Here is a 14075-nt window from a genome sequence, read left to right as displayed (position 1 = left end):
GCTCGAAGTGCTGTCGTCAGTGCATCGAACAACACCAGCCGAACTCGACATCACCCTGCACGACGTGGAATGTGACGCCGGTCACATCCTCGGCATCTCAACAACGCCCGCAATCACAGCTCGGCCGGCAGTGCTCGCGGGGAGTGCCACACACCTGATGCGGCAACAACACCGGCCCGACGCCCGGCACCGCCTGACTACGTGCCAACCGCAACAAAGTGTCCGCCGCCAGCGGGGCGTTCTCACCTGTCGCCGACATCCGCGCCGCAATCATCCCCGCCACCAACGGCGCCGAGAACGACGTCCCACTCCAGTTCGCGATCCCCTCGAAATGCCTTACCTCATTGATGTGGGGCTCTTCGATGCAGGTGTAGTCGCCGACCGCGAATGCGTTGACCAAGTCCACGCCCGGGGCATACACGTCGACCCATCCGCCGTAGTTGGAGAAGTCCGCGCGGCTGTTGCCGTCAGCGGACAGAGCGCCGACACCGATCACCCACGAGTACGCCGCCGGGAACGTCGGCAGCTGCGTCGTGTCGTTCCCGGCCGGCGCCACGACGACGGCGTTCACATAGCGCAAACGCCTCTCGTAGAAGGCTGTGAAGGTGTGCATCGGGCGATGGAACCGGGTGAAACCGTCGAACTCGCAGACGATGATGTCCGCGCCATGGTCCAGCAGGTCGCTCATCCGCCGGATGATCTGGTGCTCGTACGCCATCCCCGGGCACCGCCGGTTCTCGATGTACTCCGCCTTCTTGACGCAGACCTTCGCCTGCGGCGCGATGGAGCGTACGCAGCCGGCCACGAACGTCCCATGGCACGCGTACGGCTGGATGTGCCCGTTGAGCCCGCCGAACGGGACCTCGGTGTCGCCGCACACGCCCGCCATCCAGGGCCACCTCCGCGGCGCGTCCTCGAGCAGACCGTTGTCCACGACACCGACGATCACGTCACGGCCGTCCCATCCGTGCTTCCCGCAACAGATCCCGTCGCTGACCGGCGGCACCGGACTCATCGACTGCGCCGGCACAACCGCCGGCTCCGTCGCCGGACAGGGATGCCCGTTGCCGTTCAAAGGCAGCGCATGATCCGGAGTCACCTTCCCGTGCCCCAGCACCTCCTCCAGTTTGCGCAGAACGGTCGGCGTCGAGAGTGGATCATCGTCGACGCTGCCGTCCCAGTCCGGACCGGGCTCGGTACCACCGTACGTACCAGGCTTGCCCACGGCTGCCAAGGGAATGCCATAGCGCCAGACCAAGCCGGTGACACCGTCGATCACGGGCAACCGGTGAATGGCTACGTCCAAGGGAATGATCGCCTCGTCGACCGCGTCACTCTTCGACGCTTTCCGTTCATCAGGCATCGCTCCTCGCAGAGCGGTGACCACCAGGGGGATGTCTTCGGTGCGGGTGAGAATGGTGTCGCGGCGGTAGAAGTACTCGACGTACCCGAGCTCCTCCCAGTTCTCCGGGTAGGCGGCCGCGGTGCCGTGCCACCGCTCGTGTCCGTTACCTCGCTTCTTGCGACGGCTCGGGCGTTCCAGCTCGTCGAGGTCGTCCAGAATCAGGTGCAATGCTTCGTTGAGGCGTTTTTGCGTTGGCATTTCGTCCGCTCCTCGATGGTCGAACAATTCCGGAGAATGCACAGGGGCGGCGTATTACGATCGGTAGGTGGTCGGGTCAGGGGAGGGCGGTTCGTGTTGTGGACGCCGACGAGTTGCATGCGCTTGCGTTGTCGCGGCCTGCTGACGCGCTGCGGATCGCTCGTGAGGTGCTCGCCAACTCTCCGTCCCACTCCGAGGCCGCGGCGGCTCATCAGGCGGCGGGGGTCGTGCATCGCGATTTCGGGGACATCAACGAGGCGGTGACGGAGCTCCGGGCGGCGTACCGGCATGCTCGTCAGGCGGCGGATCGCGATCACGAGGCGGACATTCTGGCGAGCCTCGGCGTGGCTCTGGTGATGGCCGGGCACACCAAGCGTGGCGTGGCCGCGCTGAACTCGATCGCGCCCGGGCGGACGGGTGTGGTTGCCGGGCGGATCCTGATCCGGCGGGTCTGGGTGTGGGGTGCGGTGCTCGGGAAGTACGACGAGGCGCTCGCCGACGCGGAGCAGGCGGTGGCGTTGCTGAGCGACACCGGCGACCTGGTCTGGGAGGCTCGGGCGCTGACGCACCGGGCCATGGTGCTGCTCGCGATGGGGGCGATCGAGCGCGCCGACGAGGACTACGCCCGCAGCGAGGAGTTGTTCGCGAAGGCCGGTCAGCAGGTCGAGTACGCCGACACCCGGCAGGCGCGGGGCGCCGCCGCCTTCGCCCGCGGCGATCTGCCGACGGCGATGCTGTACCTCGACGACGCCCAACGCGTGGTCGACGAGCTCGGCGTCCTCGAGCCCGACCTGTTCGCCAACAAGTGTTTGGTGCTGCTCGCCGCCGGCCTGACGCGCGACGCACTGACCGAGATCAACAGCGCGCTCGACCGGATCGAGCAGCAGCGTGGCTCGACAGCGCGACGAGCGGAGTTGCTGTACTGCGCCGGCCTGGCAGCGCACGCGGTCGGCGCGCTGGATCTGGCCGAGACTCGCAGCCGCGTCGCGTTGAAGCTGCTCCGCCGCCAGCAGCGTCCGTGGTGGGCGGCGCGTGCGGAGCTTGCGCTGCTGCAATCCCGTTACGCGGGCGGCGACCGTACGGCGCGACTGCTGCACACCGGCCAACGAGTGAGTGCAGAGCTCGACGGGCTCGACCGGGATCTCGCGGTCGAGGCGCACCTGCTGACCGGCAGGCTCGCACTCGCGCGGACCGATCAAGCCGAGGCCAGACGCCACCTGAAGATCGCGGCCGGAGCCCGGCACGGCAGCCTGCGGGCGCAGGGCGCCGGCTGGCTCGCGCAAGCCACGCTCAACCAGCGTGACGGCCGGTCGCGGGCGATGCTGGCCGCCTGCCGGCAGGGCCTGAGCCTGATCGAGATCTACGTCCGCACCCTCGGCGCCACCGAACTGCGGGTTCTGGCCACCGCCCAGGGCGCCGAGCTCGCCTCGATCGCACTCCGGTACGCCGTCCAGCGCGGCAACGCCCGCCAGGTCCTCGAGTGGAGCGAGCGCTGGCGTGCCACGGTCCTCGCGATCCCACCCGTTCGCCCGCAGCAGGACGACGACCTGGTCGCCGATCTCGCCGCGCTGCGCAACCTGACCCATCGGCTCGAGGCGAGCTACGACGACCAGCGGCTCGGATCCGGTCCGCTGCATCGCGAACGCCGCCGCCTCGAGTCCGTCGTACGCCGCCGCGTCCTGCTGACGCCCGGTACGACGGGCGACCGGCCGGACCACTTCCGCAGTACCGACCTGCTCGATCAGCTCGGAGACCGCAGCCTGGTCGAGCTCACCGATGTCGACGACCAGCTGTACGCCCTGGTGGCGGCGCACGGCCGGGTTCGCCTCAAGCTGGTGGGGCCCACTGCGCTGGCGACTCATCGTCTCTCCCACGCGTTGTTCGCGCTGCGACGCGAGGCGACCGGCCACAGAACGCACCAGCTCGACCTGGACGAAATCGGTGCTCGGCTCGAGACGGCCCTGCTGGGCGAGGTGGTCAACCAGTTGGACGACGGCCCGGTGGTCGTCGTACCGACCGGCCGGCTGCACGCGGTTCCGTGGAGCCTGCTGCCGTCGCTCCGGCACCGGCCGACATCGGTGGCCCCGTCGGCCGCGGCCTGGTTGCGCGCACGGAACGCCGCGCCGCCGGTGACCGAGCGCGTGGTGCTGATCGGTGGTCCGCAGCTGTCGACAGGACCGGAGGAGGTACGGCGTCTCGCCGAGCTGTATCCGGATGCGGTCGTGCTGAGCGGTGGCGATGCGACCGCAGAAGCAGTGCTCGAAGCGATGGACGGGGCGTCGTTGGTGCATGTCGCGGCGCACGGCAGGTTCCGCGCGGACAGTCCGCTGTTCTCGGCGCTCGAGCTGGATGACGGGCCACTCACGGTGTACGACCTCGAACGGCTGGAGCGGGCACCACACCGGGTGGTGTTGTCGAGTTGCAGCTCGGCGCTGGGCGGACCCAGTGGTGCGGACGAGCTGCTCGGGCTGGTCAGTGCCCTGGTCGCGCTCGGGTCGTCCGGGGTGGTGGCGAGCGTCGTACCGGTGAACGACCCGGCGACGGTGCCGCTGATGCTCGGGCTGCACAGCCGGCTGCGGGTCGGTGACGGTCTCGCTGAGGCACTCGCCCAGGCCCGGGCGTCGGCCGGTGACGGCCAGCTCGCGCGTACGGCCGCGCAGTCCTTCATCGCCCTCGGAGCCTGAGCAACGCTCATAGTCGTACCCAGTCGGTGACCACCCTGCCGGTGGCCGTGTCGCAGCGCAGCCGGACCGAGCCGGGCGGCAGCGACGGCAGCACGAAGAAGCCCGCATCGTCGGCGGTGACGTGGTACTCCACGCCGTCGGAGGTCTCGATGTGGATCTCGGCCGCGCCGGGGGGCATGATCTGGCCGACCACTTCGGCCTGGGTCACCTCCAGCTCCACCGACAGGGGAGTGGAGGTGAACACCAGCAGCCGGGTGTCGGTCGGTTCGGCGGCCCGGGTCTCCGCGGCGGCCGGTTCCAGCGAGGAATCGAAGGTCAGGATCGCCCGGAGGAGGTCCTCGTCGATCGTTCGCCAGGTCAGAGCGTCGTCGGCATGCTCGGCGATGTTCTGGGCGAGCGGTGCGGTGTCGCGGAGAGCCTCCGCGAGGTCTGCGAGAAGGCGGTCGTCGTCATCCCAGCGCCGCGTCATGCCGATCACCTCCCGACGAGCCGGACCGCTCCGACGTTTCGACGTACGCCCTGACCGGCTCGGACCGGCGGAGCCGCTCCAGCGCGCGGGACCGGGTCGGCCCGATGCTGCCGACCGGGATCCCGGTGCGCCTGCTGATCTCGACGTACGACGGGGGCGGGTCCTCCAGCAGGAGCAACAGCAACTCGCGCTGCCGGCCCGGCAGTTCGGCCAGCCCGGCGAGCAGCACCTCGTGCCGCTCGGCCCGGAACAGGTCTGCCTCGGGTTCACCGGTGTCGGCCGCGACCGACTGGTGCTCGGGATCGAGCGGGTCGTCGGGACGCAGCCGGCGTTTGGTCGACAGGTACCGGATCGACTCCCGCCGCGCGGTGGTGATGAGCCACCCGGGGATCGCCTGCGGTTCCTGCAGGCTGTCCAGGTGCTCGACCAGCCGCAGCCAAACGGTTTGCGCGACATCGTCGGTCTCGCTCGGCGTCAGCCGGAACCGCCGGACGACGGACACCAGCAACGGCGCGTACCGCCCGACGAGCTCGCGCCACGCCTCTTGCTCACCCTCCGCCGCCGCAGTCACCAAAGCTGTGACCGGCGACACCTCATCCACCATTCCAGCTCCCCTGCCGTTCAGGGCTCTTACTGGAACGGACCACAAAACACGCCTCCCAGATACATCTCGGCAGCAGGTATCTGGACGGCGCCGCGGCGGGTCCGTCCGTAGAGGACTCGTTCTCAGGGGGACCGATGAGCACACCGCCGATGTACACAACGGCGCCCGCACCCACGCCGCGGGCACCTGGGCCGGACCAGGTCGATGTCAGCGGCCTGCGCCATCCGACCGAGGGATCACGTTTCGCGCTCGCGTGCATCGCCAGTACGGCGGTGGTCGCCGGCGCGGTGTTCGTCTTCCTGTCGACCGGGCACGCCCTCGCGATCGCGCTGGTGATCCTCTTCCTCGTACTGCTCGTCCTGATGGTCCGCGTGCTGCAGATGGTGCTGCGAATTCACCTGCTCGCGAACGCGGTGCACGTATCGGCCGCGACCCTGCCCGACGTCGACGACGTGGTGCGCGAGGTCCGCGACCGGCTGGCGTACGACGGCCGCCTGGACATCTTCGTGGTGAACAAGACCAGCCGCACGCTGGGCGAGTCGTCGGCGCCGATCGCGATGATCAGCTTCTTCGGTGTCCGGTTCATCCTGGTCGAGGGCGACGTGATCGGCGATCTGTCGGACGACGGCCAGCGCGGACAGTTCGTCTTCCTGCTGGCGACGTACGTCGGTGCGCTGAAGGCACGGCACACGGTCTGGTCGCTGATCCTGTCGATCCTGCAGGGTCTGGTGCTGCCGAGGCTGGTCGGGCCGTTCGTCGCTCCGTGGTACCGCGCGACCGTGTACACCGGCGACCGGATCGCGCTCGCCTGCTGCGGCGACCTCGATGTGAGCCTGCAGGCGTTCTACAAGGACCTGGTCGGCAAGGACATCGCGACCCATGTGCGGCCCGGCGGCTTCGTGGCCCAGTCCCTGCACGCACGGCGTCGCAAGCTCCTGCGGGTCTCGCAGCTGCTCCATTTCTCGCCGCACGCGACCAGCAGGTACCTCGAGCTGCTGTCCTTCGCCGCTCAGCGCGAGCCCGCGGCATTCGACGCGTTCCGCGCCGAGGTCGACCCGGCCACCCGGGAGTTCGACGGAGTACTCGCGCAGCTCGGAAGCCGGCGAACGACGGGAGCGGCTCCGGCGATCGGCATCGTGGTGTCCGTCCTGCTGCTCATCGGCGGCATCTCGACCGGACTGACCGTGCGGGACACCGGCGTCGCGAACTTCGCCTACGACTACTTCAACCGGGGCAGCGATCCCGACCCCGTGCCAACCGACACGCCGAGCCCGACCCCCGTCGTGCCGACGCTGAACCCGGCGGACGTGCTGATCGCGAGGCTGCCGGCGGACCTGCGAGCGACCTGCACCACCGGCACACCCGGCAACGACGGTGTCGTGCTCGTGGTCGTCTGCACCCCGACCGGGTCCTCGGCACCCGAGACGGTGAGCTACCTGGCCTACCCGAGCCAGGCGACGATGCGAGCGGCCTTCGGCAGGTACGTCGGCCGGATGGCCACCGGTGACTGCGAGACCGGCTCGAATCACCGGACGACCTGGACCTCCAACAGCATCACCCGCGGACCGCTGGCTTGCTACACGGCCCGCTCGGGGAAGGCGACCGTACTCTGGGGCACCGACGACGCGGCGGTCCTCGCCATCGCGCAGGATCGGGCCCTCGAGATCGACGACCTCTACGCCTGGTGGGAGGAGCACGCCGTCATCTCCTAGGCTTCCCGGAACTGTATTTATCCGGACCTGTCCCGGCTCTTTTGGGCAGGATCCGGGTTGGGAGAGTCGATGGGAGCGGGGATGAGGTCTGCGGTCGTGGTCGGCGGGGGCATTGTCGGGCTGGCCGTGGCGAGGGCTTTGCAGCGGCTCGATCCCGCGACGCCGGTCGTCGTCCTGGAGAAGGAGGCGACGGTCGCTGCGCACCAGACCGGCCACAACTCGGGGGTCGTGCACTCGGGGCTGTACTACAAGCCTGGATCGCTGAAGGCGCGGTTGGCCGTGGCCGGGGGAGCGGCGCTGCGGGAGTACTGCGACGAGAAGGGCATCCCGGTGGACGTGCCCGGGAAGCTCGTCGTCGCGACGACGGAGGCCGAGTTGCCGCAGCTCGACCGCCTCCTCGGCATCGGCCGGGAGAACGGCGTGCCTGTCCGGCGACTGACGCTGGACGAGGTGGCGGAGCGCGAACCGCACTTGCGCGTGAAAGGTGGCCTAGCGGTCGACTCGACCGGCCGGGTGGACTTCAAGCTGGTCGCCGATGCTCTGGCCGATGACGTCCGCGCGGCCGGAGGTGAGATCCGGACCGGGGTGACGGTGACGTCGATCGAGAACGCGGGCTCGATCGTCCGCGTTCGTACGACGGACGACGTGATCGAGGCGGATCGTGTCGCCGTCTGTGCCGGTTTGCACAGCGACCGGCTCGCGCGGGCTTCCGGACTCGAGCCGGGTGTCCGGATCCTGCCGTTCCGCGGTGAGTTCAGCGAGATCGTCCCCGAGCGCGACTTCCTCGTGCGGGGAATGGTCTATCCGGTGCCCGACCCCGACCTGCCGTTCCTCGGCGTGCATCTCACCCGGGGCATCGACGGCACGGTGCACGTCGGGCCGAACGCCGTACCGGCCCTGGCGCGCGAAGGCTACTCGTGGTCGAAGATCGTGCCTCGGGATCTGCGGGAGTCCATGTTCTACCGCGGCTCGTGGAAGCTCGCGCGGCGCTACGCCAGGACCGGCGCCAAGGAGATCATGCGTTCACTCACCGGCCGGGCGCTGGTCCGCGAGGCCCAGCGGATGCTGCCCGAGCTGCGGGTCTCCGACGTACGCCGCTCCGGCGCCGGCGTCCGCGCCCAAGCCGTCACCCGCGACGGCAAACTCGTCGACGACTTCCTCTTCCTCCGCGACGGCCGCACGCTCCACGTCCTGAACGCTCCCTCGCCGGCGGCCACCGCCTGCCTGAAGATCGGGGAACGCATCGCCGAAGAACTCTCCGCCGACCGCGCCTGACCTCAGGGCGTTGCCATCTGGGTGGTCTGCTGGGCGGCCCAGGTGGTGGCGGCGTCGGCGACCGGGATGGTCGGGTTGACCAGCCAGGCGGCCTCCAGGCCGTAGCAGAACGCGATGATCTCCATGGCCTTGAGTTGGGGGTCGATGTCGGCGCGCATCTCGCCACGGTGCTGGGCGGAGCGCAGCGTGGCGGTCACGCGCTCGATGGTGGTGCGGTAGCCGTCGACCAGGCGCGGGTGGAGGTCGGTGTCGGGGGAGACGTTCTCGCCGAGGACGACGGTGTTCATGCCGAGCAGGCTGTAGACCTTGTCGTCGTGCTGGCTCGGCCAGCTCGCCATGTGCCGGGCGATGATGTCGACGATCTTGACGCCGGGATCCGGCCCGTCGCCCCACAGCCACTCCTCGGTGAAGGCGAGGTGGCGGTCCAGGACGGCGTTCAGCAGCGCCTCCTTGCTGCCGAAGTGGTACAGCAACCCGGTCTGTGACACCCCCGCCTCGGCCGCGATGTCGGCCAGGCTGGTGCCGCGCGCCCCGTTGCGGGCGATGAAGCGCACGGCGACGTCGACGATCCGCTCCCGGGTCTCGAGGCCCTTGGCCGAGGTCTTGGGCTTCTGGGAAGCGGGCACGGTCGATCTCCCTCGTGGTGGGCCGGGACGGTTGCCGCCAAGCATAGACAACCGACTGAGTACTCGGTAGCTTTTGCAAAACAGACTGAGTACTCAGTCTGGAATGACGGCAACCGAAAGGACGGACCCGATGAGCGCAGCGTTCGGGCGGGAATCCCGCGTCGAGGACCCTCCGCCACGGCCGCACGAGGAGGTCCGGGCCTTCCTGGACACAGCCGGCTCGTCACCCGACCCGTGGAGCGCCGACATCGCGGACGTCCGGGCGGACGCCCGGGAGAAGGTCCTGGCGGTCAGCGGCGAGCCCTCGCCGGTGGCATCCGTCGAGCCGGTCGACGCGGACGGCGTGCTGGGCCGGCTCTACCGCCCCGCCGGCGGCGAACGAGAGGTGCTGGTCTGGGCTCACGGTGGCGGCTGGATGCACGGCGACCTCGATACCGCCGATTGTGTCGCCCGCGCGCTGGCGAACCGGGCCGGCTGCGCCGTCCTGTCGATCGACTATCGGCTGGCGCCCGAGCATCCCTTCCCGGCCGGCTTCGACGACGCCTGGACCGCCGTCACCTGGGCACGGCGCATGTTCGACAGCGTGGCCGTCGGGGGTGACAGCTCGGGCGGCAACCTGGCCGCGGCAGTGGCGCTCAAGGCCCGCGACGAAGGCGTTGAGCTGGCGGCCCAGTTGCTCGTCTACCCGGTGCTCGACAGCACCGAGGACACCGAGGACAAGCTCGCGTTCCGGCAGCGGTACGCGCGCTTCGCCGGCCGACCGGGCTTCGGCGCCAACAGCTATCGGCGGCTCCAGCACATCTGGACCACGTACGTCCCCGATCCGGCCGCGCGCAAGGCGCCGTACGTGTCGCCGCTCCATGCGGAGTCCGTGTACGGCGTCGCGCCCGCGACGGTCATCACCGCCGAGCACGACTTCCTCCGCGCCGAGGCCGAGGACTACGCCCGGCGCCTGACGACGGCCGGCGTCCCCGTCGAGCTGACCGAGTACGCGGGCCAGATCCACGGGTTCTTCGAGATGTTCACCGTCATGACCGACTCACATCACGCCATCGGCGTGGCCGGCGACGCCGTACGTCGTGCTTTCCGATCCACCCAGTCTTCGAAGGAGTTCTCGTGCGATCGCTGACCAAGTACCGCATGGCCGCCGTGGTAGCGGCCGCCACTCTGCTCCTCACGGCCTGTGCACCCGGCGGGAACTCCGAGGCCGGGCCGGCACCGTCCAAGCCGGTGTCCACCGGCGTGGGGACCGAACCCGTCACCCTGAAGCTGCTGGTGAACAGCGGCGTCGACGTCCCGTTCTACACCGCGCTCGGCGAGCTGTTCCATGCCAAGAACCCCAACGTCACCGTCAAGGTGGAGAACCAGGACTACGCCACCCTGACCACGAACATCGCCCACATCCTTGCTGGGAGCAACGTGCCCGACCTGGTCCGCGTCTCGCAGCTCGGCAACCTGATCGACGACCACCTGCTCACCAGCCTCGATCCGTACGCCGCGGCGTACGGGTGGGACAAGTGGCCGCAATCGCAGTTCGCCTCCACCCGGGTCGGGGCCGACGGCAAGGAACGCGGGACGGGTTCGCTCTACGCCGCCGGCGCCGGGTTCGGCCTGACCGGGGTGTACTACAACAAGGCGCTCGCGCAGCGGATCGGCATGACGCAGCCACCGGCGACCGTGGCCGAGTTCGAGCAGCTGCTCGCCAAGGCGAAGGCCGCCGGGCTGCAGCCGATCATGATCAACGGCAAGGACGGCGGCAGTGTCTACCCACTGCAGAACCTGGTGATGTCGTCCGAGGCCGATGCGCAGGCCGTCCAAGACTGGAACTACGCCAAGCCCGGCGCGAGTATCGACAACCCGGCGACGGTGAAGGCCGCCACGACGCTGCAGCGCTGGGGCCAGGCGGGCTACCTGCCGGCCGACGTGAACGACATCGACCAGACCCGGGCGCCGGCCGAGTTCGCCAAGGGCAACGGAGTGTTCTTCCCGAGCGGTAACTGGCAGGCGCCGGGACTCGACAAGGCCGGGGCCGGCCAGTTCGGGTTCTTCCTGTTCCCGGCCGGTGAGGCGGGCGGTCCGTCGTACGCGATGACCGCTGCCGCCAACCTGGGGATCCCGGCGAAGTCGCCGCACGCCGACGTCGCGGCCGCGTTCCTGGACTTCGTGCAGACCAACCAGCAGGCGCGCCAGGACACGGTGACGCTCGGCGGCCTGGTGCCCGCGGGACCGTCGGACGCCGCGGCTCCGACCGCGCCCGCGGGATCCGCGGTCGCCGCCACCGTCGGCGCGTTCCAGCAACTGCTGAAGAGCAACGGGCTGGTCGGCTTCATGGCCGACGCGACGGCCTCGATCCACGTCAACAGCCTGATCCCGCAGACACAGTTGCTCCTGGCAAGCAAGACGACACCGGCGGCGTACGCGGCCAAGGTGCAGTCCGACTACGCGCGCGACCTGGGCAGGTGATGGTGGCGAACCGGCGGGGCCGCCGCTGGAGTGCACTGCTCTGGGTCGCGCCAGGGTTCGGCATGTACGCCGTGTTCGTGCTCTTCCCGATGCTCCAGTCGGTCCAGTACTCGTTCTACGACTGGGACGGCATCGGCCGCGCGACCCCGGCCGGGCTGGACAACTGGAAGGCGATCTTCACCCGGCCGGAGCTGCTGCACTCCGTGCAGCATGCCTTCATCCTGATCATCTTCTACACGGTCCTCCCGGTCGGGCTCGGGCTGGTCGCGGCCTCCCTCATCCGCGAACTCCGGCCCGGCGCCTTCAGTACGACGGCGCGCGTGGTGCTGTTCATCCCGCAGGTGCTGCCGCTGGTGGCGGCCGGTATCGCCTGGACCTGGATGTACTCGTCGAACGGGCTGGTCAACCAGGTCCTGCGCGCGGTCGGCCTCGAGCGGCACACGCGGGCGTGGCTCGGTGACTTCACGTTCGCCTTGCCCGCGGTCGGTGTGATCGGGGTCTGGGTGATGCTCGGCTTCTGCACGGTGCTGCTGCTCGCGGGGATCGGCAAGATCGATCCGGCGCTGTACGAGGCGGCGAAGCTGGACGGCGCCGGGTGGATCAGCGAGTTCTTCGCCGTGACACTGCCCGGGCTGCGGCGGGAGCTCGTCGTGTGTACGACGTTCACGATGATCGCGGCGCTGGCGAGCTTCGACGTCATCCAGATCTCGACCCAGGGCGGCCCCGGCTACCAGACGATGGTGCCGGGCGTGCAGATCTACCGGCTGACGTTCCTGCAGCAGCACGTCGGCCAGGCCTCGGCGCTCGCGGTGTTCCTCGCGGCGCTCGTCCTCGTGGTCATCTGGCCGATCCAGCGGCTCGGGAGGGAGCGATGACCCAGCGCCTCACCCGCACCGGCATCCTGCTCGCGCTGATGCTGTTCGCGATCGTGCCGCTGCTGAGCATGTTCACCACGGCCCTCGCCGCGCCGGGCAGTACGCCGCAGGGCCTCAGCTGGCCGAGCGATCCGCACTGGCACAACTTCGTCGACGCGTGGAGCGCGGCGAACTTCCTCGCCCTGTTCCGCTCGAGCACGCTGATCGTGCTCGGCGTCGTACCAGCCACGGTCGCGATGGCCACCGCCGCGGGCTACGCGCTCGCCCAGCTGAACGTGCCTTTCGGCAAGGCGATCTACGGCCTGCTGCTGATCGGACTCACGCTGCCGTTCGAGGCGCTCATCACCCCGCTGTACTACGACCTGAAGAGCATGGGACTACTCGGGACACGGCTGGCAATCGTGCTGCCATTGATCGGATTGCTCATGCCCTTCGGTGTGTTCTGGATGCGTGCGCACTTCCTCGGTGCGGAGCCGGCGCTCACCGAGGCAGCGAAGGTCGACGGCGCGAGCTCCTGGCAGACGTTCCGGCGTATCCACCTTCCGCTGGCCACGTCCGCGTGGTCCGCGTTGTCGGTGCTCTTCTTCCTGGCCAGCTGGAATCAGTACCTGCTGCCGCTCGTCCTCGTCGACGATCCGACGAAACGCACCGTGGCCGGCGGGCTGGGCGCGTTCCAGGGTCAGTACGGCACCGACATCGTGCTGCTCTGCGCGGGATCGCTGCTCATCATCCTGCCCTCGTTGGCGATCTTCCTGATCTTCCAGCGCAACTTCGTCAAAGCACTCATGCAAGGAGCCGTGAAGTGAAGCTCGGTCAGGTAGCCCGCCACAGCGTCCTCGTCGCGCCCGCGACCTCGAAGCTCGAGGAGATCGACGTCCGTGCGCCGGGGCCTGACGAACTGCTGGTCCAGGTGATCGCGAACGGCCTGTGCGCGAGTGAGTTGCCGGCCTGGTCGAGCGGTCCGGTCGAGGGTGCGCCGAGAACCCTCGGGCACGAGCCCGTCGGCCGCGTCCTCGAGGTCGGTGGGTCTGTCGAGAAGATCGCGGTCGGCGACCTCGTCACCGGCCGGTGGACTTCCTCCTTCACCGAGTTGATCGTCGTACCGGCCGAGTACGCCGTCGTCGTACCACCCGGCCTCACGTACGAAGCCGGCATCGGCGAGCCACTCGGTTGCATCGTCGAGGCCTTGCGCCGGGCCCGCCTCGACACCGGTGATCGCGTCGCCGTGGTCGGGGCCGGCTTCATGGGCCTCTGCCTGATCCAGCTCCTCGCCACCAGCCCGATCGGCGAGCTCGTCGCGATCGACGGACGGGAGGATGCCAGGCAGGCCGCGGTGAGGTACGGCGCCTCCGCATCCAGCCCCGACGACCTGGCCCAGGTGAGCGACGCGTTCGACGTGGTCTTCGAGGTGAGCGGCACGCAGGGCGGCCTCGATCTGGCCACCGCGCTCACCCGGCAAGGCGGAACGCTCGACATCGTCGGCTACCACCAAGGCGGGCGGACGGTGGACATGCAAGCCTGGAACTGGAAGGCCCTCGAAGTGGTCAACGGGCACGTCCGCGACGAGCGGCAACTTGCCGAGAGCATCCGTCGCGGCCTCGACGTTGCCGCGAGCGGCCGGATCGATTACGGCTCGCTGTTCACCCACCGCTATCCGCTGAACGCTGTCGACCAGGCGTACGCCGATCTTCGCGCCAAGCCAGACGGTTTCGTCAAAGCGCTGATCGTGATGGGAGAGCGGTGACTCTCGACGGGGATGTGGTG

The 14075-nt window shown here is 69.3% G+C and carries 12 protein-coding genes; 8 read left to right on the top strand and 4 right to left on the bottom strand.

Translation table 11 applies throughout. The features are described from left to right. Positions 1–97: 97 nt before the first annotated feature. On the bottom strand, positions 98–1603 hold the full coding sequence (locus tag ACZ6O0_RS03995; protein WP_465763308.1) for a S8 family peptidase: 1506 nt from the start codon (positions 1601–1603) through the stop codon (positions 98–100). A gap of 98 nt (positions 1604–1701) precedes the next feature. Here ACZ6O0_RS03995 and ACZ6O0_RS03990 point away from each other — a divergent pair, with 98 nt between their 5' ends. Then, positions 1702–4287 (top strand): CHAT domain-containing protein, encoded by a 2586-nt coding sequence (locus tag ACZ6O0_RS03990; RefSeq protein ID WP_465763307.1) that lies wholly within the window; start codon positions 1702–1704, stop codon positions 4285–4287. A 7-nt stretch (positions 4288–4294) separates the two neighbouring features. Here the strand turns inward: ACZ6O0_RS03990 and ACZ6O0_RS03985 are convergent, their stop codons facing one another. Both ACZ6O0_RS03985 and ACZ6O0_RS03980 read right to left on the bottom strand, forming a co-directional pair. Beyond that, on the bottom strand, positions 4295–4756 hold the full coding sequence (locus ACZ6O0_RS03985; protein ID WP_465763306.1) for a hypothetical protein: 462 nt from the start codon (positions 4754–4756) through the stop codon (positions 4295–4297). Continuing rightward, the gene (locus ACZ6O0_RS03980; protein ID WP_465763305.1) at positions 4737–5360 is read right to left on the bottom strand and encodes an RNA polymerase sigma factor; all 624 of its coding nucleotides are present in this window, start codon (positions 5358–5360) and stop codon (positions 4737–4739) included. The genes ACZ6O0_RS03985 and ACZ6O0_RS03980 overlap by 20 nt, the downstream gene beginning before the upstream one ends. 134 nt (positions 5361–5494) lie before the next feature. On the opposite strand from ACZ6O0_RS03980, the gene ACZ6O0_RS03975 reads away from it, so the two are divergent. Next, the gene (locus tag ACZ6O0_RS03975) at positions 5495–7072 is read left to right on the top strand and encodes a M48 family metalloprotease (RefSeq protein ID WP_465763304.1); all 1578 of its coding nucleotides are present in this window, start codon (positions 5495–5497) and stop codon (positions 7070–7072) included. Positions 7073–7153: 81 nt separating this feature from the next. Beyond that, on the top strand, positions 7154–8347 hold the full coding sequence (lhgO, locus tag ACZ6O0_RS03970; protein WP_465763303.1) for an L-2-hydroxyglutarate oxidase: 1194 nt from the start codon (positions 7154–7156) through the stop codon (positions 8345–8347). 2 nt (positions 8348–8349) lie between these two features. Here the strand turns inward: lhgO and ACZ6O0_RS03965 are convergent, their stop codons facing one another. Next, entirely contained in the window at positions 8350–8973 is a 624-nt protein-coding gene (locus ACZ6O0_RS03965; protein ID WP_465763302.1) for a TetR/AcrR family transcriptional regulator, read from the bottom strand. A 130-nt stretch (positions 8974–9103) separates the two neighbouring features. Between ACZ6O0_RS03965 and ACZ6O0_RS03960 the strand changes: the two genes are divergently transcribed. From ACZ6O0_RS03960 to ACZ6O0_RS03940, 5 genes are read left to right on the top strand one after another with little or no spacing between them, the layout of a single operon-like run. Beyond that, a complete protein-coding gene (locus tag ACZ6O0_RS03960) occupies positions 9104–10102 on the top strand; it encodes an alpha/beta hydrolase (RefSeq protein ID WP_465763301.1) in 999 nt (332 codons plus the stop codon). Then, positions 10090–11436 carry an ABC transporter substrate-binding protein gene (locus ACZ6O0_RS03955; RefSeq protein WP_465763300.1) on the top strand — a complete coding sequence of 449 codons (1347 nt, stop codon included), beginning with the start codon at positions 10090–10092 and terminating at the stop codon, positions 11434–11436. The genes ACZ6O0_RS03960 and ACZ6O0_RS03955 overlap by 13 nt, the downstream gene beginning before the upstream one ends. Next, a complete protein-coding gene (locus ACZ6O0_RS03950; protein WP_465763299.1) occupies positions 11436–12311 on the top strand; it encodes a carbohydrate ABC transporter permease in 876 nt (291 codons plus the stop codon). The genes ACZ6O0_RS03955 and ACZ6O0_RS03950 overlap by 1 nt, the downstream gene beginning before the upstream one ends. Continuing rightward, positions 12308–13117, top strand: a complete 810-nt coding sequence (locus tag ACZ6O0_RS03945; RefSeq protein WP_465763298.1) for a carbohydrate ABC transporter permease — start codon at positions 12308–12310, stop codon at positions 13115–13117. Before ACZ6O0_RS03950 ends, ACZ6O0_RS03945 begins: the two co-directional genes overlap by 4 nt. After that, entirely contained in the window at positions 13114–14055 is a 942-nt protein-coding gene (locus tag ACZ6O0_RS03940; protein ID WP_465763297.1) for an alcohol dehydrogenase catalytic domain-containing protein, read from the top strand. Before ACZ6O0_RS03945 ends, ACZ6O0_RS03940 begins: the two co-directional genes overlap by 4 nt. Positions 14056–14075 lie beyond the last annotated feature (20 nt).

Source organism: Kribbella sp. NPDC048837, assembly GCF_055586945.1.
This window is presented reverse-complemented; position numbering and strand designations above follow the sequence as displayed.

Bases quoted from the DNA above. Each gene is read 5' to 3' on its own strand.
- ACZ6O0_RS03985 (WP_465763306.1), bottom strand. From the start codon at position 4,756: ATGACGCGGCGCTGGGATGACGACGACCGCCTTCTCGCAGACCTCGCG.
- lhgO (WP_465763303.1), top strand. From the start codon at position 7,154: ATGAGGTCTGCGGTCGTGGTCGGCGGGGGCATTGTCGGGCTGGCCGTG.
- ACZ6O0_RS03980 (WP_465763305.1), bottom strand. From the start codon at position 5,360: ATGGTGGATGAGGTGTCGCCGGTCACAGCTTTGGTGACTGCGGCGGCG.
- ACZ6O0_RS03945 (WP_465763298.1), top strand. From the start codon at position 12,308: ATGACCCAGCGCCTCACCCGCACCGGCATCCTGCTCGCGCTGATGCTG.
- ACZ6O0_RS03960 (WP_465763301.1), top strand. From the start codon at position 9,104: ATGAGCGCAGCGTTCGGGCGGGAATCCCGCGTCGAGGACCCTCCGCCA.
- ACZ6O0_RS03975 (WP_465763304.1), top strand. From the start codon at position 5,495: ATGAGCACACCGCCGATGTACACAACGGCGCCCGCACCCACGCCGCGG.
- ACZ6O0_RS03950 (WP_465763299.1), top strand. From the start codon at position 11,436: ATGGTGGCGAACCGGCGGGGCCGCCGCTGGAGTGCACTGCTCTGGGTC.
- ACZ6O0_RS03995 (WP_465763308.1), bottom strand. From the start codon at position 1,603: ATGCCAACGCAAAAACGCCTCAACGAAGCATTGCACCTGATTCTGGAC.